Genomic DNA, 19,150 nt, shown 5'->3' with positions numbered 1-19,150 from the left:
GGATCGATCGGGGCGGCCGCGCTCAGGCGAGCGTGGCGACCTTCGCAGCGAGCGCGGTGATCTGGTCGGGACGGAAGCCCGACCAGTGGGTGTCGTCAGCGACCACGACGGGCGCCTGGAGGTAGCCGAGCTCACGGACCAGGGCCAGCGCCTCGGGGTCCTCGGTGACGTCCACGACGTCGTACTCGAGGCCCTTCTTGTCGAGCGCGCGCTTGGTCGCCTCGCACTGGACGCACGCCGGCTTGCTGTAGACCGTGATGCTCATCGCTGTCCCCTTCGTCTCTTGGTGGTGCCCGACTGCTGCCGGCCCGGTGCCGGCGTCGTCGGCCGGCGGTTCGCGGTGGGTCGCGTCCCGACTCCTCGTGGGTGGCCGGGAGGCCCTCTGACCTCGAACGACGCCGGTGGAACTACGCCTGTGTCATTCGCTCGAGGGTCTGACGCCCCCTCGGTGAAAAACACTATACCTAGTGGCCGACAGCCGCGCGGGCACTAGATGTCGTGGTCGGAGTTCATCCATCGAGGTTCGTCACCACCCTCCCCGCGGGCCTCGGCGACCGCCCGGACGCCACTTTTCAGGATGCCAGGGGCCACCCACACACCGGGTTGTCCACCGCCCGATCGGCGTCTCTCCGCGCCCCGGACCACGCATCCACAGGGTGTGCAGGGCGCCGCTCCACAGGCTGTGCGGACGTGCGTCACGGTCCGTTTCGCCCGTTCTCAACGCCGCGAGCCGGCACCCCGAGATCCGGACATCCCGGGCGAACCACTGGCCGAGCGGTTCAGGAAATCTTCTCGCCGACCGGCGTGTCGCGCGTGTCGGCGTGTCGTCCGGCGCGCGCCCCCGGGGTCAGGCGAGGGACCGCCCGGCCCGCACGACCGCGAGCACCCGGAGGTCCCCGTCGGTCACCACGACGTCCGCTCGCCGCCCAGCCTCGAGCGCGCCGACGTCAGCCCGCCCCAGGACGCCCGCGGGCGTCAGTGACGCCGCGCGCACCGCGTCGGCCAGCGGGACGCCCGCTGCGACCGTGTGCCGCACGACGTCGAGCAGGTGAGCCGTCCCGCCGGCGATCGCACCGCCCTCGGGCGACCCGTCCGCGACGCGCGCGACGCCGCCCGCCACGACGACGCCCATCGGCCCGAGCTGGTAGCTGCCGTCCGCCATGCCCGCGGCCGCCATGGCGTCGGTGACAAGCGCGACGGCGTCCGCCCCGACGAGCTCGAAGACCGTCGCGACGGTCCCCGGGTCGAGGTGCGTCCCGTCCCCCACGAGCTCGACGACGACCTTGCCTCGCTTGGCCGCCTCGAGGCACGCCGCGATCGGGCCGGGGTCGCGATGGTGGAGCGGGCGCATCCCGTTGAACAGGTGGGTGGCCGTGAGGCGCGACGACCGCGCCCGCCCGCCGGCTCGCTCGAGCGCGGCCGAGCCCGCGGCGATCGCCGACTCCGTGACGCTCCAGTGCGCGTCGGTGTGCCCGATCGAGGGGACGGCTCCGACGTCGACGAGCGTGTCGATGACCCCACCGGGGCCCTGGACTCCCGCGACCTCCGGGGCGACCGTCATGGTCACGAGGTGGCCGCGCGCGGCATCGGCCACGGCCCGCACGAGCTGCGGGTCCCCGGCGAGCATGTCAGCCGGGTTCTGGGCGCCGCAGCGGTCGGGCGACAGGAACGGACCCTCGAGGTGCACGCCGGCGATCTCCCCCGCGTCGGCCAGGTCCGCCAGCATCGCGGTCCGCGCCAGGAGGACGTCGCGCGGCGCGGTCACGAGCGACGCCACGAGGCTCGTCGTGCCGTGCGCCAGGTGCTCCCGGACGGCCACCCTCGCCGTGTCCAGGTCTCCCGCGTCGGGGAAGCTGGCGCCGCCGCCGCCGTGGTCGTGCAGGTCGACCAGCCCGGGCAGCACGGTCGTTCCCGACTGCGGCGCCCCCGCCCGCCCGACGACGTCCCCGTACCCCGCGCCCTCCGCCTCCGACGCGCGCCCCACCCAGGCGATGGTGGCACCGTCGACGACGACCGCTCCGTCGTCGAGCACCTTGCGCGGGAGCACCACGCGCCCGCGGAAGGCGCGCAGCGACGGGGACGGCGCTGACGAGACAGCGGCGGACGAGACAGGGCCGGGCAGGACACGGTCGGACGTCATGCGGCCATTCTCACCTATTCGGCAGGAGCCCTCACAACCGCCCTCGGTGGGGCGCGGTGGGCGATGCGCTTCAGAAGAGGCGCGACTCGACGTCGTCGACGCCGCGCATCGCGTCGTAGTCCAGCAGGAGGCACCCGATCCCACGGTCGGTCGCGAGCACGCGCGCCTGCGGCTTGATCTCCTGCGCGGCGAAGATCCCGCGCACGGGCGCGAGCAGCGGGTCGCGGTTGAGCAGGTCGAGGTAGCGGGTGAGCTGCTCGACGCCGTCGATGTCGCCGCGCCGCTTGATCTCGATCGCCACGGAGCCGCCGTCGGCGTCGCGCGCGAGGATGTCGACGGGCCCGATCGCCGTCGGGTACTCCCGGCGCACGAGCGTGTGCCCCGCCCCGACCAGCTCGATCTGAGCCGCCAGGAGCTCCTGCAGGTGCGCCTCGACGCCGTCCTTGATGAGCCCCGGGTCGACCCCGAGCTCGTGCGCCGAGTCGTGGTGCACCGCATGCAGCTCGATCTCGAGGCGGTCGTCCGACTTGTGGTGCTGGACCGTCCACACCTGGGTCACGCCCTGCCCGGCCTGCTCGGCGGACGGCTCGTGCACGAGGAGGGTGCACGGCGGGCTCATCCAGTTGAGCGGCTTGTACGAGCCGCCGTCGGAGTGCAGCAGGACGCTGCCGTCGGCCTTGACCACGACGAGGCGAGTCGCGAACGGGAGCTGCGCGGCCAGGCGGCCGCTGTAGCGTGCCGAGCAGTCGGCGACGACGAGACGCACGGGGAGTCCTTCCGGTGGGGTCGGCGGCGGTGGGTGGCGCGGCCGGGGTGGGCCGGCCGACGAGCCTAGACGACGGCGCCGTAGAAGCTCGGCGGAGCTGCCTCGAGCCAGGCGGCGAGGCCGGCGTAGGCGCCGGGCGCCATCGAGAGCTCGAACGCCACGCCGTCGTGCTCGCACTGGACCACGACGACGTCTCCGCGCGGCCCGCCCGTCACCAGGGCGCGCGAGACGACCCGCAGGCGGTCGCGGCGCCACGACCGCTTGGGCCGCGGGAACAGCGACCAGCACCGCCACCAGTCCACCCGCTGCGCACGAAACTGCGCGAAGCCCAGCGACACGTGGCTGCCGCGGCGGGTGCGGGTGCGGAAGCCGCACTCGAAGGTGCCCGTGCGGGCCGCCAGCGTGCGCAGACGAGACGCCCCCAGCCCGATCACCGCGAGCGCTGCGACGAGCAGCGCGAGCAGGATCCAGACCAGGGGCGTCACGTCAGGCGGTCCTCAGTGCGTCCCGGCTACCGCGCCGGTCCGCAGCGTCGCGCCGTCGACGACCGCGGTGAGGCGGTTCGAGTCGACGGAGATGAAGCCGCCCTCGATGTCGGCCTCGACCGAGCCACCCTCGGCGAGGCGTACCCGGATCGTGCCCGGCTTGAGCACCGACAGGAGCGGGGTGTGCCCTGCGAGCACGCCGATCTCGCCGTCGGCCGCGGGCGCCACCACGAGGCGGGCCTTGCCGGCCCAGATCGTGCGGTCCGTGGTCACGAGGTCCACGTCAAGCTCTGCCACTGCTCCTCCTTCTCGATGCGGTCCGGACGGCGTCAGACGCCGTACTCCTTCTGGATGCGGGCCCAGTTCTTCTCGAGGTCCTCGAGGCCGCCGATGTTGAAGAAGGCCTGCTCGGCGATGTGGTCGAACTCGCCGTCGGCGATCTTCTTGAACGCCTCGACGGTCTCCGAGAGCGGCACGGTCGAGCCGGGCACGTTCGTGAACTGCTCGGCCATGTACGTGTTCTGCGAGAGGAACTGCTGGATGCGACGCGCGCGCGAGACGATCGTCTTGTCCTCCTCCGACAGCTCGTCCACGCCGAGGATCGCGATGATGTCCTGGAGCTCCTTGTTGCGCTGCAGGATCGACTTCACGCGGGTCGCGACGTCGTAGTGGTCCTTGCCCACGTAACGCGGGTCGAGGATGCGGCTCGTCGAGGCCAGCGGGTCGACCGCGGGGTACAGACCGCGCGAGGCGATCTCGCGGCTGAGCTCCGTGGTCGCGTCGAGGTGCGCGAACGTCGTGGCCGGCGCCGGGTCGGTGTAGTCGTCGGCCGGCACGTAGATCGCCTGCAGCGAGGTGATCGAGTGGCCGCGCGTCGACGTGATGCGCTCCTGGAGGACACCCATCTCGTCGGCGAGGTTCGGCTGGTAGCCCACCGCGGACGGCATGCGGCCGAGCAGCGTCGACACCTCGGAGCCCGCCTGCGTGAAGCGGAAGATGTTGTCGATGAACAGCAGCACGTCCTGCTTCTGGACGTCACGGAAGTACTCCGCCATGGTGAGCGCAGACAGGGCGACCCGGAGACGCGTGCCCGGCGGCTCGTCCATCTGGCCGAACACGAGGGCCGTCTGCTTGATGACGCCCGAGTCGGTCATCTCGTCGATGAGGTCGTTGCCCTCACGGGTGCGCTCGCCGACGCCCGCGAACACCGACACACCGTTGTGGTTGTTGGCGACGCGGTAGATCATCTCCTGGATGAGGACCGTCTTGCCGACGCCCGCACCACCGAAGAGGCCGATCTTTCCACCCTGCACGTACGGGGTCAGCAGGTCGATGACCTTGATGCCCGTCTCGAACATGGTGGTCTTCGACTCGAGCTGGTCGAACGCCGGCGGCCTGCGGTGGATCGGCCAGCGCTCGGTGATCTCGATCTTCTCGCCCGGCTCGGCGTTGAGCACCTCGCCGGTCACGTCGAACACGTGGCCCTTGGTCACGTCGCCCACGGGCACCGAGATCGGCGCCCCCGTGTCGGTGACGACGGCACCGCGGACGAGGCCGTCGGTCGGCTTGAGCGCGATGGCGCGCACGAGCGAGTCGCCGAGGTGCTGCGCGACCTCGAGCTTGAGCGTGAAGGCCTTCTCGCCCTCGCCCTGTGCCGAGAGGTCGATCTCGACCGTCAGCGCGTTGTAGATGTCGGGGATGGCGTCGACGGGGAACTCGATGTCGACGACGGGGCCGATCACGCGCGCGACGCGACCTGTGGCGGGTCCGCTGGCGTGCTGGGCCGTGGCTTCCACGGTGGTGGCGGTCATGATGTCCTCTTCCTCACGACGCAGCGAGTGCGTCGGCGCCCGACACGATCTCGCTGATCTCCTGGGTGATGTCTGCCTGTCGAGCCTGGTTCGCGAGCCGCGTGTAGGTGCGGATCAGGTCCTCGGCGTTCTCTGTCGCGGTGTGCATGGCCCGCTGGCGCGCGGCGAGCTCGGACGCCGCCGCCTGCAGCAGGCAGTTGAAGATCCGGGTGCGCACGTAGCGCGGCAGGATCTCGTCCAGCACCGCCTCCGCGGACGGCGCGAAGTCGTAGACCGGGAGGATCTCACCCTCCTGGGCGGGCACGACCTCCTCGACGACCTCGAGCGGCAGCAGCCGGATCACGCGCGGGGTCTGCGTGACCATGTTGACGAACTGGGTGTAGACGACGTGCAGCTCGCTGACGCCGCCCTGGTCCGCGGGAGCGCGGAACGCGCGCAGCAGCTCGGTCGAGATCTCCTCGGCCGTCTCCGGCGTCGGAGCGTCCGAGCCCCCGGTCCACTGGCCCGCGAGCTCACGCCCGCGGAACGCGTAGTAGGACACGGCGCGGCGACCCGCGACGTAGAGCCGCACGGTCTTGCCCGAGGACTGCAGGTGGTCGATCAGCCGCTCCGTCTCGCGGATCGCCGACGCCGCGTAGGCGCCGGCCATGCCGCGGTCCGACGTGACGACCAGGACGGCGACGGCGTCGGTGTCCGTGCGCGGCGTCGTCAGCGGGTGCGAGACGTTCGCGTGCGTCGCGACCGCGGACACCGCGCGCGTGATCGCGCGGGCGTACGGGGTCGAGTCCGCGACGCGGTCACGCGCCTTGCCGATGCGCGAGGCCGCGATCAGCTCCATCGCCCGGAAGATCTTCTTGAGCGACTGCGTCGACTTGATGCGTGCCTTGTAGACGCGCTGTGAACCTGCCACGGGTCACGCCCTCTTCTGGCGGACGATCTGCTCCTGCTCGACCTCGGGCACCTCGTCCTCGGCGGCGTCGCCGACGAGCGGCGTGCCGTCACCCTTGAGGAACGTCTCGCGGAACGCGTCGACGCCGGCCGCGAGGGCCTCCTCGGTGTCCGACTCGAGCTTGCCCGTCCCACCGATGGTGCTCAGCACCTCGGTGTGGCGGCGCAGGTGGTCCAGCAGCTCCGACTCGAACCGACGCACGTCCTCGAGCGGGACGTCGTCGAGCTTGCCCTTGGTGCCGGCCCAGATGGAGGCGACCTGGTCCTCGACCGGGTACGGCGAGTACTGACCCTGCTTGAGCAGCTCGGTGAGGCGGGCGCCCCGGGTGAGCTGCGCGCGGGAGGCCGCGTCGAGGTCGGACGCGAACATCGCGAACGCCTCGAGCGAGCGGTACTGCGCGAGGTCGAGCTTCAGCGTGCCCGAGACCTTCTTCATGGCCTTGACCTGCGCCGAGCCGCCGACGCGCGACACCGAGATGCCGACGTCGACCGCCGGGCGCTGGTCCGCGTTGAAGAGGTCCGACTGCAGGAAGATCTGGCCGTCGGTGATGGAGATGACGTTCGTCGGGATGTACGCCGACACGTCGTTCGCCTTGGTCTCGATGACCGGCAGACCCGTCATCGAGCCCGCGCCCAGCTTGTCCGAGAGCTTCGCGCAACGCTCGAGCAGGCGGGAGTGCAGGTAGAAGACGTCGCCCGGGTACGCCTCGCGGCCCGGCGGGCGGCGCAGCAGCAGCGACACGGCGCGGTACGCCTCGGCCTGCTTCGACAGGTCGTCGAAGACGATGAGGACGTGCTTGCCGCCGTACATCCAGTGCTGGCCGATGGCCGAGCCGGTGTAGGGCGCCAGGTACTTGAAGCCCGCGGGGTCGGACGCCGGGGCCGCGACGATCGTCGTGTACTCGAGCGCGCCGGCCTCCTCGAGGGCGCCGCGCACGCCCGCGATGGTCGAGCCCTTCTGGCCGATGGCGACGTAGATGCAGCGGACCTGCTTCTCGGGGTCGCCCGACTCCCAGTTGGCCTTCTGGTTGATGATCGTGTCGATCGCGATCGCCGTCTTGCCGGTCTGGCGGTCACCGATGATCAGCTGGCGCTGCCCGCGGCCGATCGGGATCATCGCGTCGATCGCCTTGAGGCCCGTCTGCAGGGGCTCGTGCACCGACTTGCGGTCCATCACGCCGGGAGCCTGGAGCTCGAGCGCGCGGCGTCCCTCGGTGGCGACCTCTCCGAGCCCGTCGATCGGGTGGCCCAGCGGGTCGACCACGCGACCGAGGTAGCCGTCCCCGACGGCGACCGAGAGCACCTCGCCCGTCCGACGGACCTCCTGGCCCTCCTCGATGCCGGTGAACTCACCGAGCACGACGACACCGATCTCGCGCACGTCGAGGTTCAGCGCGAGACCCAGGGTCCCGTCCTCGAAGCGCAGGAGCTCGTTCGCCATGGCGCCGGGCAGGCCTTCGACCTGCGCGATGCCGTCCCCGGCGAGGGTCACACGGCCGACCTCTTCGGCGACCGCGTTCTCGGGCTCGTAGGACTTCACGAAGCTGTCCAGCGCGGCCCGGATCTCGTCGGGCCGGATCGTCAGCTCAGCCATGGGTTCTTCTCCTGTCGTGACCGCACGGGCTGCGCGGCCTGAGTTCTGTCGGGGTGCCGTGAGGCGGTGTGCACCCGGGTCAGCTCACGAGCCGCCGACGGGCGTCGGCGAGGCGCGAGAGCATGGTCGAGTCGATGACGTCCGAGCCGATCTGGATCCGCAGTCCCCCGAGGACAGCGGTGTCGACCGTGACGTTGAGCTGGACCGCGCGACCGTACGCACGCTCGAGGATCCCGGCGAGCCGGTCGAGCTGTGGTCCGGTGAGCTCGACCGCCGTCGTCACGCCCGCGACGAGACGGCGGCGCCGCTCGGCCGCGATGTCCGCGTAGGAGAGCAGGTTGGGCACGAACCGGCGGTGACGCAGGTTCGTCGTCGCGCGCCGCGCGAGCAGCAGCGTGACGTCGTCGACCTTGCCGACGAGCAGCGCGTCGACCAGCGTGACCCGGTTCTCCACCGTGGCCTGCAGGTCGGACAGCGCGGTCCGCAGCTCGCGGTCGCCGGACAGCAGCCGCGTGAGGCGGAACAGCTCGTCCTCGACGGTCTCGAGCGCGCCCCGAGCCTGCGCCGAGGCGAGCACGGCCTCGAGGGCCAGGTGCTCGACGGCGTGGCCGAGGTCGAGCTCGCGGGCCCAGCGGCGCTCGACGAGGTAGCCCGCGAGGTCGCGGACCCGCTCGTCGAACGCGCCGAGGAGCTGGCGCACCACGGCTGCCTTGGCGTCGCCGGGCAGCGACGGGTCCGTGAGCGTGCGACGCAGGCTCCCGGAACCGTCGAGCGCGTCGGAGAGCGCGAAGAGCTGGTCACCGAGCGCCTGCGCGTCCGCGCCGGCCGCGGCGAGCACCGGCTCGAAGCGCTCCTGGGCGCCCGCGAGCGAAGCGCCCGACTCGCCGCGCATGACGGCGTTCGTGGTGCTCGTCGCGTCCGCGGTCATCGCGCGTCCCCACCCGTCGTCGCAGCGTCGGTCGCCTCGACCTCGGCGGCGCCGCTCTCGAGCTCGTCGAGGAAGCGGTCGACCACGCGGGACCGGCGCGCGCTGTCGGCGAGCGACTCGCCCACGATGCGCGACGCGAGATCGGTGGCCAGCTGCCCGACGTCGTTGCGGAGAGAGACCGACGCGGCCTGACGCTCCGCCTCGATCTGGCGCTGCGCGGACTCCGCGATGCGCTGAGCGTCGGCCGACGCCTTGCGGCGGAGGTCGTCCACGATGGCGGACCCCTCGGCGCGCGCCTCCTCGCGGATGGTCGCGGCCTCGGCGCGGGCCTCCTGCAGCTGCTGGTGGTACTGCGCCAGCAGTGCGTCGGCCTCCTCCTGAGACTTCTCGGCCTTCTCGAGCCCGCCCTGGATCTTCTCGGCCCGCTCGTCGAGCACGACCTGGAACTTCGGCAGGACGTACTTGATGAAGACGAAGCCGATCACGAGCACGATGACGACCGACCAGACGATGTCGTACAGCTCCGGGAGGAGCGGGTTCTGGTCGGAACCGGAGTCCTCGGCGGCGAGCGCGAGGCCGCTCGCGGCGGAGGAGAGGTGCGCGCCGATCACTTCAAGAAGAACGGCGTCACGATGCCGAGGAGCGCGAGCACCTCGATGAACGCCAGGCCGATGAAGGTGAACGAACGCAGCTGCCCGGCCATCTCAGGCTGGCGCGCCATGCCCTCGATCGTCTTGCCGAACAGGATGCCGAGGCCGATGCCCGGGCCGATCGCGGCGAGGCCGTACCCGACCGTCGAGAGGCTACCCGTGACGGCGGCGAGGTTCGTCGTGTCCACTGGTTCTGTTTCCTTTCGTCAGCGCGCCGCGCGGCGCGTCGAGTGGTGCGCGACGGCCCGTCCGTCGGCCCGTCGTTGTGTCTGGCGAGCCGTCAGTGCTCGGACTCGATCGACATGTTGATGTACACGGCGGCGAGGATCGCGAAGACGTAGGCCTGCAGGCAGGCCACGAAGATCTCCAGGAGGAACGCCGCGAAGCCGCCGGCGAACGTGACGAGCCCGAAGAACTTGAGCGCGGGCGTCGCGGAGAAGAGCAGGTACTGGGTCGCCGCGAAGCAGAGCGCCAGCAGCAGGTGGCCCGAGATCATGTTCGCCAGGAGCCGGATGACCAGCGTCGCGGGCCGGATCACGAAGACCTGGAGGAACTCGAGCGGCGTCAGCAGGATGTAGATCGGCCACGGCGTGCCGGCCGGGAAGAGGTTGTTCTTGAGGAACTTGGCCACGCCGAACTTCTTGACGCCCGCCCCGAGGTACATCCCGTACACCCAGAGGGCGAAGACGAGCGGAAGGCCGACGACGCCCGTGCCGGCGATGTTGAGGAACGGGATCACGCCCGTGAGGTTGAAGAAGAGGATCCCGCAGAAGATCGTCGTGATCACGGGGACGTACTTCTTGCCCTCCTTCTCGCCGAGGATCTCGTAGACGATCTGGCGTCGGGCGAAGTCGAGCACGAACTCGACGCTCGCCTGGAACCGGCCCGGGACGAGCTTGGCCCGCTTGGCGGCGAGGACGAAGACGAGGAGGAGCGCGGCGAGCGCGATGAACCGGACCAGCATGATCCGGTTGATCTCGAACGGCGTCCCCTCGAAGAGGAACCCGTTCGGGAAGAAGTCGTCCAGGCTCGGGGCATGGAAGCCGTCCGCGGCGAGGGTAGGCGTCGTCGCAAGGAAGGACAAAGCATGCTCCCGGTTGGTCGTGCGGTCCGGACAAGAGTGCAGCCTGTCCCGGTACACACACCTCGAAGGAGGGGATCAGCGTTCACGGGATGGCACGACGTCGGACCTAGGCCGTCATGGATTCGGGCATCATCCTAACCCATGCTGTGCCTCGGTCATGACGAGATCCCGACCCTTCACGGCCGTCCCCGCGCCGATGTGAGCCACCCCACAGGCAGGCCCTCGAACGGGCCAAAGCCCCTTGCCAGAAGGCAAAGTCACTGGGGCTCGACGTACGGGATGCGCGCGCGCTGGTAGTTGACCGTGTCGAGTGCGACGGACCCCAGGACGCCCACCAGGACCACGACCAGGAAGACGGGCTTCGAGTAGAAGTCCTGTCCCTGGAGCACCACGAGCGCGACCACCAGGACGACCATCTTCGCGAGCCACGAGCCCGCCACGATACCCAGCATGGCCGCCGGGGTGCTGTGGGACGACCTCCACATGGACCACACGGTCGTTCCCGAGAAGACGAGCGCCACCGCTGCCCCCAGCAGCGCTCCCCAGACGCCCTCCGAGCCCGCGACGATGCCGCCGACGACGACGCCGACGACCGTCACCGCGGTCAGGAACAGCAGGACGTCCCGCAGCGCGCGCCGGAACAGCGCGGTCGCGGCCTCGGAGCTCACGACCTTGCGCACGGGCTTGGGTGCCGGGGTCTCGTCGGGTCGGCTCATCGGATACCTCCGGGGCTGGTACGGCGGGCGCGCCCGCGCAGCGGGCCGAGGGTCAGGAGGAGGGCGACGGCGACGGCGACCACGAGGCCGACGGCCACCTCGCGCGCGGGCCACACCGCGAGCGCTGCGGCCCCGAACGCGAACACCGCCGTCCACAGGTACATGATGACGACCGCCCGCTGGTGCGAGTGGCCGAGCGCGAGGAGCCGGTGGTGCATGTGCAGGCGGTCCGGGTGGAACGGCGACTTGCCCGCCGCGAGCCGGCGGACCACCGCCATCGTCATGTCGACCAGCGGGAGCAGGATCACCGCGAGCGGCAGGAGGATCGGGATGAACGCGGGAAGCTGCTGCCCCACGGACACCTTCTCCGGGTCGATCTGGCCCGTCACGATGATCGCCGCCGACGCCAGGACGAGCCCGAGCAGCATCGAGCCCGAGTCGCCCATGAAGATGCGCGCCGGATGCATGTTGTAGGGCAGGAACCCCAGGCACACGCCGACCAGGCCGGCCAGCACGAGGGTCGCCCGGTTCGAGTAGTCGCCCGGGTTCTGCGCCTGGGTCAGCAGGTAGGTGTAGAGGAAGAACGCGGTGCCGCCGATCGCGATGATGCCCGCCGCGAGGCCGTCGAGCCCGTCGACGAAGTTCACGGCGTTCATCGCGACGACGATCACGATGACCGTGGCGAAGAGGCTCAGGCGGGCCGACGCGATCGTCACGCCCCCGATCGGCACCGTGATGAGCTGCACGCCCCGCCACGCCACGAACGCGGCCGCCAGGACCTGGCCGACCAGCTTCGTCAGCCAGTCGAGGTCCCAGATGTCGTCGGCCATGCCGAGCGCGCAGACCATGCCCGCGGCGATCACGATCGCCCAGAGCTCCTGGCCGCCGGGGCCCGCGAACGTCGACCGCAGGAACGGCGTGCCCGACGCGAACGTCATGGCCACCGCCAGCCCGCACCACATCGCCAGCCCGCCGAGGCGGGGCGTCGGGATGGTGTGCACGTCACGGTCGCGCACGGCGGTGATCGCGCCCGTGCGCAGCGCGACCCAGTGCGCGAGGGGGACCGTCATGAGCGTGACCGCGAGGGCGACGAGCAGGACGAGCAGGTAGACCCTCACGCGCCCGGGGCCCCCACCCCACCGGCGGCGGTGTCGTCGGTGCCCACCGGCTCGTCGAGGCCGAGCACGCCCGGCACGACGGCCCGCAGCGCCTCGAGCGTCAGCGCGCCCTGGCGCACGACGCGCGGACGTGCGCCCGTCGCGTCCACGATGGTCGATGCGACGCCGCCGGGCGCGCGGCCGCCGTCGAGGTAGAGCGCGACCGGGTCGCCGAGCTGGTCCCGGGCCTCCTGCGCGGTCATCGCGGCGGGGTTGCCGGTCCGGTTGGCGCTCGAGACCGCGAGCGGGCCGGTGCGGCGCAGGAGCGCGAGCGCCACCGGGTGGTCGGGCATGCGCAGCGCGACGGTCCCGTGCGTCTCCCCCAGGTCCCACATGAGCGAGGGCTGCGCCGGGAGGATGATCGTGAAGCCGCCGGGCCAGAACGCGTCCACGAGCGCGCGCGCGTCGTCGGAGACGTCGGTCGCCAGTCCGTCGAGGGTCCGGGCGTCGGGCACGAGGACCGGGGGCGGCATCTGTCGGCCGCGGCCCTTGGCGGCGAGGAGCGCCGCGACGGCCTCGGGGCTGAACGCGTCGGCGCCGATCCCGTACACGGTGTCGGTCGGCAGCACGAGCAGGCCGCCCCGGCCCACGACGTTGACGGCCTCGTCGATCCCGGGGCCCCGCGAGGCCTCGTCGCTCACGTCCATCAGGGTGCTCGAGGTCACGGTGCCCAGTCTCCCACGCCGTCGGCGGTCGCCGTGCGCCGGTTCGCCGGATTCGTCCCGGCCGCCCGCCGCGCGACGACCGCCCGCGGGCGACCGGTGAGGTCGGGGACGGTCCGGGCGTCCAGGAGGACGCCCGTCGCCTCGACGAGCGCACGCACCGCGGTTGCCTGGACCTCGGCGTGCTCCATGACGAACAGCCCGCCGGGCGCCAGCAGGCGTGCCGCCGCGCGCACGACGGCGCCGGGGACCGCCAGGCCGTCGGCCCCTCCCCCGTAGAGCGCGAGGTCGGGGTCGTGGTCGCGGACCTCGGGCTCGCGCGGGACGGCGTCGGGCGGGATGTAGGGCGGGTTCGAGACGAGCACGTCGACCGTGCCGTCGAGCTCGCCGAGCAGCGCCGGGTCGCGGACGTCGCCCAGCAGCGTGCGCTGCGTCCCCGACCCCACCGCCGCGGCGTTCGCCGCCGTCGCGCGGACGGCGGCCTCGGACGAGTCGACCGCGACGACCCGGGCCCCCGGTACCTCGACGTCGACGCTGATCGCGATGACGCCCGAGCCGCAGCACAGGTCGACCACGAGCGGCCCCGCCACGTCCGTGCCCGCGCGTTCCGCGACCAGGCGGGCCGCCTCGTCGACCGCGAGCTGGGCCACGGTCTCCGTCTCGGGGCGCGGCACGAACACGTCGTCGACGACGCGCACCGTGACGTGCCGGAAGACCGCGTGCTCGACGATCCGCTGCAGCGGCTCGCGCGACCGCCGCCGCTCGACGGCCTCCGCCAGCTCCGCGAGGAACCGCGGGGCGTCGTCGTCGGGCACGACCACGCCGGTGGCCGGGAGCCGCACCCACTCCAGGCGCGGGAGGCCCAGGCACCAGGCGACCAGGGCCTCGGCGTCATGGCGCGGCGACGGCACGCCCGCGTCCTCGAGCAGCCCCGCGACCTGCGTGACCAGCCGGCGCAGCCCCACCGCCGACAGGTCGACGGCCCCCTGCTCAGGCATCCGCCGCGCCGCCCGCCGCAGCCAGGCGCGCGGCCTCGTCGGCCTCGATCGCCGACCGGACCACCGGCTCGAGGTCACCGTCGAGCACGTGGTCCAGGTTGTACGCCTTGTAGCCGGTGCGGTGGTCCGCGATCCGGTTCTCCGGGAAGTTGTACGTCCGGATCCGCTCCGACCGGTCCACGGTGCGCACCTGCGAGCGCCGGATGTCCGCGGCCGCCGCGGCCGCCTCCTCCTGCTGCGCAGCCAGGAGGCGCGCCCGCAGCACGCGCATCGCCTGCTCGCGGTTCTGCAGCTGCGACTTCTCGTTCTGCATCGACACCACGATGCCCGTCGGCAGGTGGGTGATCCGCACCGCCGAGTCCGTCGTGTTCACCGACTGCCCGCCCGGTCCCGACGACCGGAACACGTCGATCCGCAGGTCGTTCGGGTCGATCTCGACCTCGCCCGGATCGTCTACCTCCGGGAACACCAGCACCCCCGCGGCCGACGTGTGGATGCGCCCCTGCGACTCCGTCACCGGCACACGCTGGACCCGGTGCACGCCGCCCTCGTACTTCAGGCTCGCCCACACGCCGTCGGCCGGGTCGGCGGGGACACCCTTCGACTTCACCGCGACCTGGACGTCCTTGTACCCGCCCAGGTCCGACGGCGTCGCCTCCAGGACCTCCGTCTTCCAGCCCCGCCGCTCCGCGAACCGCAGGTACATGCGCAGCAGGTCGCCCGCGAACAGTGCCGACTCCTCGCCGCCCTCACCCGCCTTGACCTCCAGGATCACGTCGCGGGCGTCGTCGGGGTCGCGCGGCACCAGCACTCGCCGCAGGCGCTCCGCCGCCGCCGACTCCGCCTCGCGCAGCGCGGGCAGCTCCGCCGCGAGCTCCTCGTCCTCGGCCGCGAGCTCCGCGGCCGCGGCCGCATCGTCCGTCGCGGCACGCCAGGACCGGTACGCCCGCACCACCTGGTTCAGCTCCGCGTAGCGGCGACCCAGCCGACGCGCCCTCGACGCGTCCGCGTGCACCGACGGGTCGGCCAGCTGTCGCTCGATGTCCGCGTGCTCGGACAGCAGCGGCTCCACGGCCTCGAACGGACCGGTCGCTTCAGGCACGGGGGACTCCTCGGTGGGGCGGCGCTGGCAGGGTGCGGACAAAGCAACAGCGCCGGCGGCGACGGCGTCCGACTGTCCCTGGAGAGATTGTCGGACGCCGCGCCACCGGCGCTGCGAGGTCGCTACTTGCCGGCGTCGCGCTTGCCGTAGCGAGCCTGGAACCGGGCCACGCGGCCGCCGGTGTCCAGGATCTTCTGCTTGCCCGTGTAGAACGGGTGGCACGCGCTGCACACGTCGGCGTGGATCTCGCCGCTGTCCGACGTGCTGCGGGTGGTGAACGTGTTGCCGCAGGTGCAGGTGACCTGGGTCGTCACGTACGTGGGGTGGATGTCAGCCTTCACGGTTCTCCTCGGTTCGTTCCCCCCGGGTCGGTCCGCGCGTCTCGCGCGACCGTGAACCGGAGGCAGCCAACGGGTCATTCTGCCAGATCGTCGCTCGTGGTCCCAATCCCCGGGTTGCGGGTCCGGGGCGGGAGGGGCGACGTGGGCGGCGTTCGTAGGATGGGGGCGATGAGCACCACGCCCCGCACCAGCGCCCACGGCACGACCCGCAGCGGGGAGCCCGACCACGTGCCCGCGCCGGAGGAGCGCGCGCCGCTCACGGTCGGGCTGCTGATCGACGACTCGCTCGACCGGCCCGACGGCGTGCAGCAGTACGTGCTCACGCTCGGGGCGTGGCTGGCCGCGCGCGGGCACACCGTGCACTACCTCACGGCGTCGAGCGAACGGACCGACCTCGAGAACCTTCACGTGGTGGGCCGGACGGTGAACGTGCGGTTCAACGGCAACCGGCTCGGCACCCCCCGGCCGGTCCCCCGCGCCGAGGCCCGCGAGCTCATGGAGCGCCTCCGCCTCGACGTGCTGCACGTGCAGATGCCGTACAGCCCCTTCCTCGCGGGGCGGGTCGTGGACGCGGCGACCCGCGAGGAAGGGGCGCGCTCCGCCGTCGTCGGGACGTTCCACATCTACCCGCAGTCGCGGCTCGTGTCCGCGGGCACCCGCGTGCTCGGTGCGCTCGAGCGGAGGCGGCTCGCCCGCTTCGACGCTGTCCTCGCGGTCTCCGAGGCCGCGCAGGAGTTCGCGCAGCAAGCGTTCGGCATCGACGCGCGGGTCGTCGGCAACCCCGTCGACACCGCCCGTTTCGTCCCGCCGCCGGACGCGCCCCTCGTGCCCCACCGGCGCTCCGACGCCGTCCCGCACGTCGCGTTCCTCGGGCGGCTGGTCGACCGCAAGGGCCCGCGCGAGCTCGTGGACGCGCTCGTGCGCCTCCATGACGACGTCCCGGCGCTCGGCTGGCGCGCGACGATCGCGGGCCGCGGGCCGCTCCTCGACAGCCTCCGCGCCGCCGTCGAGCGGGGCGGCGTCGCCGACCGCGTCGCGTTCCCCGGGTTCCTCGCCGAGGAGGACAAGGCGGAGTTCCTGCAGGACGCCGACGTCGTCGCGCTGCCGTCGACCGGCGGCGAGAGCTTCGGCATCTCCGTGGTCGAGGCGCTCGCCGCGTCGCGCGGCGTCGTGCTCGCGGGCGACAACCCGGGCTACCGGACCGTCATGCGCGGCCTCGAGGACCAGCTCGTCGCGCCGCGCGACACCGCCCGGCTCGCGGGCATCCTCGCGACCTGGCTGACGGACCTCGACGACGACGTCACCCGGGAGCAGACCGTCGCCCGGCAGCGCGCCGCCGCCGCCCGGTTCGACGTCGACGTGATCGGCGCGCAGGTCGAGGACGCGTACCGCGCCGCCCTCGCGACCGTCACGCGCTGACGCCGGGACCGCACGCCGGCCCAGCGCTGCGACCACCGTGGGCCGCCGCAGACACGACGACGGCCGCCCGGATCGGGACCCGGGCGGCCGTCGTCGTGTGCGGGGACGTCAGATGGTGCGACCCGCGTCCTCCTCGCCCAGCGACCCGGGGGTCGTCTTCTGGACGTGCAGGAGGAACTCGACGTTGTTCTGCGTCTTCTTGAGCTGGCCGAGCAGGAGCTCGATGGCCTGCTGCTGGTCGAGCGCCCCGAGCACGCGGCGCAGCTTGTAGACGACCTGGAGCTCGTCGCGCGGCATGAGGATCTCCTCGCGCCGGGTGCTCGAGCTGTTGACGTCGACGGCCGGGAAGATCCGCTTGTCCGCGAGCGAGCGGGAGAGCCGGAGCTCCATGTTCCCGGTGCCCTTGAACTCCTCGAAGATGATCTCGTCCATCTTCGAGCCGGTCTCCACCAGGGCCGAGCCGAGGATCGTCAGCGAGCCGCCGTTCTCGATGTTGCGCGCCGCGCCGAAGAACCGCTTGGGCGGGTACAGCGCCGCGGCGTCCACGCCACCGGACAGGATGCGGCCCGACGCCGGCGCCGCCAGGTTGTAGGCGCGCGACAGGCGGGTGATCGAGTCGAGCAGCACGACGACGTCCTGGCCGAGCTCCACGAGACGCTTGGCGCGCTCGATGGCGAGCTCCGCGACGATCGTGTGGTCGGAGGCCGGGCGGTCGAACGTCGAGGCGATGACCTCGCCCTTGACCGTCCGCTCCATGTCGGTGACCTCTTCGGGGCGCTCGTCGACGAGCACGACCATGAGGTGGACCTCGGGGTTGTTAGCCGTGATCGCGTTCGCGATCTGCTGCATGATGATCGTCTTGCCGGCCTTCGGCGGCGCGACGATCAGGCCACGCTGGCCCTTGCCGATCGGGGCGACGATGTCGATGACGCGCGGCGTGAGGCGCGTGTTCTCGGGGTTCTCGAGGCGCAGGCGCTCCTGCGGGTACAGGGGCGTGAGCTTGTTGAACTCGGCGCGCTGCCGCGCCTCGTCGGGCGTCTGGCCGTTGACCGAGTCCAGGCGCACCAGCGCGTTGAACTTCTGCCGGTTGGCGCTGCCACCCTGCTGCTCGCCGTCGCGCGCCTGGCGCACCGCGCCCGTGACGGCGTCGCCGCGCCGCAGCCCCGACTTCTTGACCTGGCCGAGCGACACGTACACGTCGTTCGGGCCGGGCAGGTAGCCGCTCGTGCGGACGAACGCGTAGTTGTCGAGGATGTCGAGGACGCCCGCCACGGGGAGCAGGACGTCGTCCTCGGCGATCTCGACGTCGTCGAGGCTCGCGAGGTCTGCCGGGGCGCCGCCGCGACCGCGGCCGCGCTTGCTGTTGCGGTCGCGGTTGCGCTCACGCGCCCGACGACGCCGGCCGGGCCGGTCGTCGTCCTGCGGCCCGCCGCCGCCCTGGTTCGACCCGGAGCCGGCGTTGCCGCCCTGCTGGCGCTTGTCGCCTCCCTGGCCGCCGCTGTTGCCCTGGCGGTCGCGCTGGCGCTGGGAGCCGTCACCGTCGCGCGACTGGTCGCGCCGGTCCGACTGGCCCGCGTCGTCGCGGCGCTCGGACGCCTCGCGCTTCACGGGGAGGGTGTCGAGCAGGTCGCTGGTGTCGACGTTGCGGGGCGCACCCGCGTCGCGGGCGGAGCGTCGCGAGCGTCGCTCGCCGTTCGCGCCGGAGGTCGTGGCGCGGGCCGAGCCCTCGCCGGAGGGCTCGCCCTCGCCGAGGCGGACCTCGAGCGGGCGGCTCGCGGTCTCGGTCAGCGCGGCCGCGACGGCGACCCGCGCCTTGTCGGTGCCGGCGGACCGCGCGCTACGACGCTCACGCGGAGCGCGCTCGACGTCCCCGGGCGCCGTGTCGCTGGTGTCCGCGGCGCGACGCGTCCGGCGCGCGGGCGCGTCGGCGGTCGGCGCGGAGGCGCTGCCGGACCGGGCCGACGAGATCGCGTCGACGAGGTCGCTCTTGCGCATCTTGGAGGTGCCCTTGACCCCGAGCTCGCCCGCGAGCGCCTGCAGCTCGGGCAGGCGGAGCGCGGACAGCGAGCCGGATCGGGCGGTGCCGCCGCTCGCGCTGGGCGAGGTGGCGGCCGGGTTGGTGTCAGTCACGAAGGACCCTTCCCCTTGATTCGTGCCTGCCGCTCAGAGGGCGGGCACCGGGTGGTCGGTGTGCGAGCCGCGGAGCGGGCTGCACGGGTGAATCCATGAACCAGGCGTACGGCGACGTGTGCTGGTGCTGGAGGAGGTGAATCCGAGGGCACGGTGACCGTGGACGGCCACGTCACTGCACGCATCTGGTAAATCGCGTCGTGTGCGAGGGATCGGCGT

The 19,150-nt window shown here is 72.3% G+C and carries 20 protein-coding genes; 1 reads left to right on the top strand and 19 read right to left on the bottom strand.

What is annotated here, in order from left to right; all coding sequences use genetic code 11:
• Nucleotides 1–22: 22 nt before the first annotated feature.
• The 18 genes from nrdH to rpmE all read right to left on the bottom strand — a co-directional run bounded on the left by nrdH (nucleotide 23) and on the right by rpmE (nucleotide 15,382).
• Nucleotides 23–265: a glutaredoxin-like protein NrdH gene (nrdH, locus tag ACLQ14_RS13565; protein WP_386797055.1), complete on the bottom strand. Its 243-nt coding sequence runs from the start codon at nucleotides 263–265 to the stop codon at nucleotides 23–25.
• Nucleotides 266–847: 582 nt separating this feature from the next.
• Nucleotides 848–2,140: an N-acetylglucosamine-6-phosphate deacetylase gene (locus ACLQ14_RS13560; protein ID WP_425813815.1), complete on the bottom strand. Its 1,293-nt coding sequence runs from the start codon at nucleotides 2,138–2,140 to the stop codon at nucleotides 848–850.
• A 70-nt stretch (nucleotides 2,141–2,210) separates the two neighbouring features.
• Nucleotides 2,211–2,906: an endonuclease NucS gene (gene nucS, locus ACLQ14_RS13555; protein ID WP_425813813.1), complete on the bottom strand. Its 696-nt coding sequence runs from the start codon at nucleotides 2,904–2,906 to the stop codon at nucleotides 2,211–2,213.
• A gap of 65 nt (nucleotides 2,907–2,971) precedes the next feature.
• A complete protein-coding gene (locus ACLQ14_RS13550; protein ID WP_425813811.1) occupies nucleotides 2,972–3,391 on the bottom strand; it encodes a DUF2550 domain-containing protein in 420 nt (139 codons plus the stop codon).
• A 12-nt stretch (nucleotides 3,392–3,403) separates the two neighbouring features.
• The gene (locus tag ACLQ14_RS13545) at nucleotides 3,404–3,688 is read right to left on the bottom strand and encodes a F0F1 ATP synthase subunit epsilon (protein WP_425813809.1); all 285 of its coding nucleotides are present in this window, start codon (nucleotides 3,686–3,688) and stop codon (nucleotides 3,404–3,406) included.
• Between the two features lie 32 nt (nucleotides 3,689–3,720).
• Nucleotides 3,721–5,202, bottom strand: coding sequence for a F0F1 ATP synthase subunit beta (atpD, locus tag ACLQ14_RS13540; protein WP_425813807.1), 1,482 nt, complete (start codon nucleotides 5,200–5,202; stop codon nucleotides 3,721–3,723).
• A gap of 13 nt (nucleotides 5,203–5,215) precedes the next feature.
• Complete coding sequence (locus tag ACLQ14_RS13535) at nucleotides 5,216–6,112, bottom strand: F0F1 ATP synthase subunit gamma (RefSeq protein WP_425813805.1); 897 nt, start codon at nucleotides 6,110–6,112, stop codon at nucleotides 5,216–5,218.
• A gap of 3 nt (nucleotides 6,113–6,115) precedes the next feature.
• On the bottom strand, nucleotides 6,116–7,744 hold the full coding sequence (atpA, locus tag ACLQ14_RS13530; RefSeq protein ID WP_425813803.1) for a F0F1 ATP synthase subunit alpha: 1,629 nt from the start codon (nucleotides 7,742–7,744) through the stop codon (nucleotides 6,116–6,118).
• A 79-nt stretch (nucleotides 7,745–7,823) separates the two neighbouring features.
• Nucleotides 7,824–8,672, bottom strand: a complete 849-nt coding sequence (locus tag ACLQ14_RS13525; RefSeq protein ID WP_425813801.1) for a F0F1 ATP synthase subunit delta — start codon at nucleotides 8,670–8,672, stop codon at nucleotides 7,824–7,826.
• Nucleotides 8,669–9,280 carry a F0F1 ATP synthase subunit B gene (locus tag ACLQ14_RS13520; protein ID WP_425813991.1) on the bottom strand — a complete coding sequence of 204 codons (612 nt, stop codon included), beginning with the start codon at nucleotides 9,278–9,280 and terminating at the stop codon, nucleotides 8,669–8,671. The genes ACLQ14_RS13525 and ACLQ14_RS13520 overlap by 4 nt, the downstream gene beginning before the upstream one ends.
• Complete coding sequence (gene atpE / locus ACLQ14_RS13515; RefSeq protein WP_425813799.1) at nucleotides 9,280–9,510, bottom strand: ATP synthase F0 subunit C; 231 nt, start codon at nucleotides 9,508–9,510, stop codon at nucleotides 9,280–9,282. Before atpE ends, ACLQ14_RS13520 begins: the two co-directional genes overlap by 1 nt.
• Before the next feature lie 92 nt (nucleotides 9,511–9,602).
• Nucleotides 9,603–10,406: a F0F1 ATP synthase subunit A gene (gene atpB, locus ACLQ14_RS13510; protein ID WP_425813797.1), complete on the bottom strand. Its 804-nt coding sequence runs from the start codon at nucleotides 10,404–10,406 to the stop codon at nucleotides 9,603–9,605.
• A 257-nt stretch (nucleotides 10,407–10,663) separates the two neighbouring features.
• The gene (locus ACLQ14_RS13505) at nucleotides 10,664–11,122 is read right to left on the bottom strand and encodes a hypothetical protein (RefSeq protein ID WP_425813795.1); all 459 of its coding nucleotides are present in this window, start codon (nucleotides 11,120–11,122) and stop codon (nucleotides 10,664–10,666) included.
• On the bottom strand, nucleotides 11,119–12,240 hold the full coding sequence (locus ACLQ14_RS13500) for an MraY family glycosyltransferase (protein WP_425813793.1): 1,122 nt from the start codon (nucleotides 12,238–12,240) through the stop codon (nucleotides 11,119–11,121). The genes ACLQ14_RS13505 and ACLQ14_RS13500 overlap by 4 nt, the downstream gene beginning before the upstream one ends.
• Nucleotides 12,237–12,926 carry an L-threonylcarbamoyladenylate synthase gene (locus ACLQ14_RS13495; protein ID WP_425813989.1) on the bottom strand — a complete coding sequence of 230 codons (690 nt, stop codon included), beginning with the start codon at nucleotides 12,924–12,926 and terminating at the stop codon, nucleotides 12,237–12,239. Before ACLQ14_RS13495 ends, ACLQ14_RS13500 begins: the two co-directional genes overlap by 4 nt.
• A 14-nt stretch (nucleotides 12,927–12,940) precedes the next feature.
• A complete protein-coding gene (locus ACLQ14_RS13490; protein WP_425813791.1) occupies nucleotides 12,941–13,939 on the bottom strand; it encodes a N5-glutamine methyltransferase family protein in 999 nt (332 codons plus the stop codon).
• On the bottom strand, nucleotides 13,932–15,041 hold the full coding sequence (gene prfA / locus ACLQ14_RS13485) for a peptide chain release factor 1 (RefSeq protein ID WP_425813789.1): 1,110 nt from the start codon (nucleotides 15,039–15,041) through the stop codon (nucleotides 13,932–13,934). Before prfA ends, ACLQ14_RS13490 begins: the two co-directional genes overlap by 8 nt.
• Nucleotides 15,042–15,163: 122 nt before the next feature.
• Nucleotides 15,164–15,382 carry a 50S ribosomal protein L31 gene (gene rpmE / locus ACLQ14_RS13480; RefSeq protein ID WP_425813787.1) on the bottom strand — a complete coding sequence of 73 codons (219 nt, stop codon included), beginning with the start codon at nucleotides 15,380–15,382 and terminating at the stop codon, nucleotides 15,164–15,166.
• 168 nt (nucleotides 15,383–15,550) lie between these two features.
• On the opposite strand from rpmE, the gene ACLQ14_RS13475 reads away from it, so the two are divergent.
• A complete protein-coding gene (locus ACLQ14_RS13475; protein WP_425813785.1) occupies nucleotides 15,551–16,801 on the top strand; it encodes a glycosyltransferase family 4 protein in 1,251 nt (416 codons plus the stop codon).
• A 108-nt stretch (nucleotides 16,802–16,909) separates the two neighbouring features.
• On the opposite strand, the gene rho is transcribed toward ACLQ14_RS13475, so the two are convergent.
• Nucleotides 16,910–18,931, bottom strand: a complete 2,022-nt coding sequence (gene rho, locus ACLQ14_RS13470; protein ID WP_425813783.1) for a transcription termination factor Rho — start codon at nucleotides 18,929–18,931, stop codon at nucleotides 16,910–16,912.
• Nucleotides 18,932–19,150 lie beyond the last annotated feature (219 nt).

The organism is Luteimicrobium sp. DT211, assembly GCF_049844995.1.
Taxonomy (GTDB): Bacteria; Actinomycetota; Actinomycetes; order Actinomycetales; family Cellulomonadaceae; genus Luteimicrobium.
Note: the sequence above shows the minus strand (reverse complement) of the source record. Positions and strands in the feature narration are given on the sequence as shown.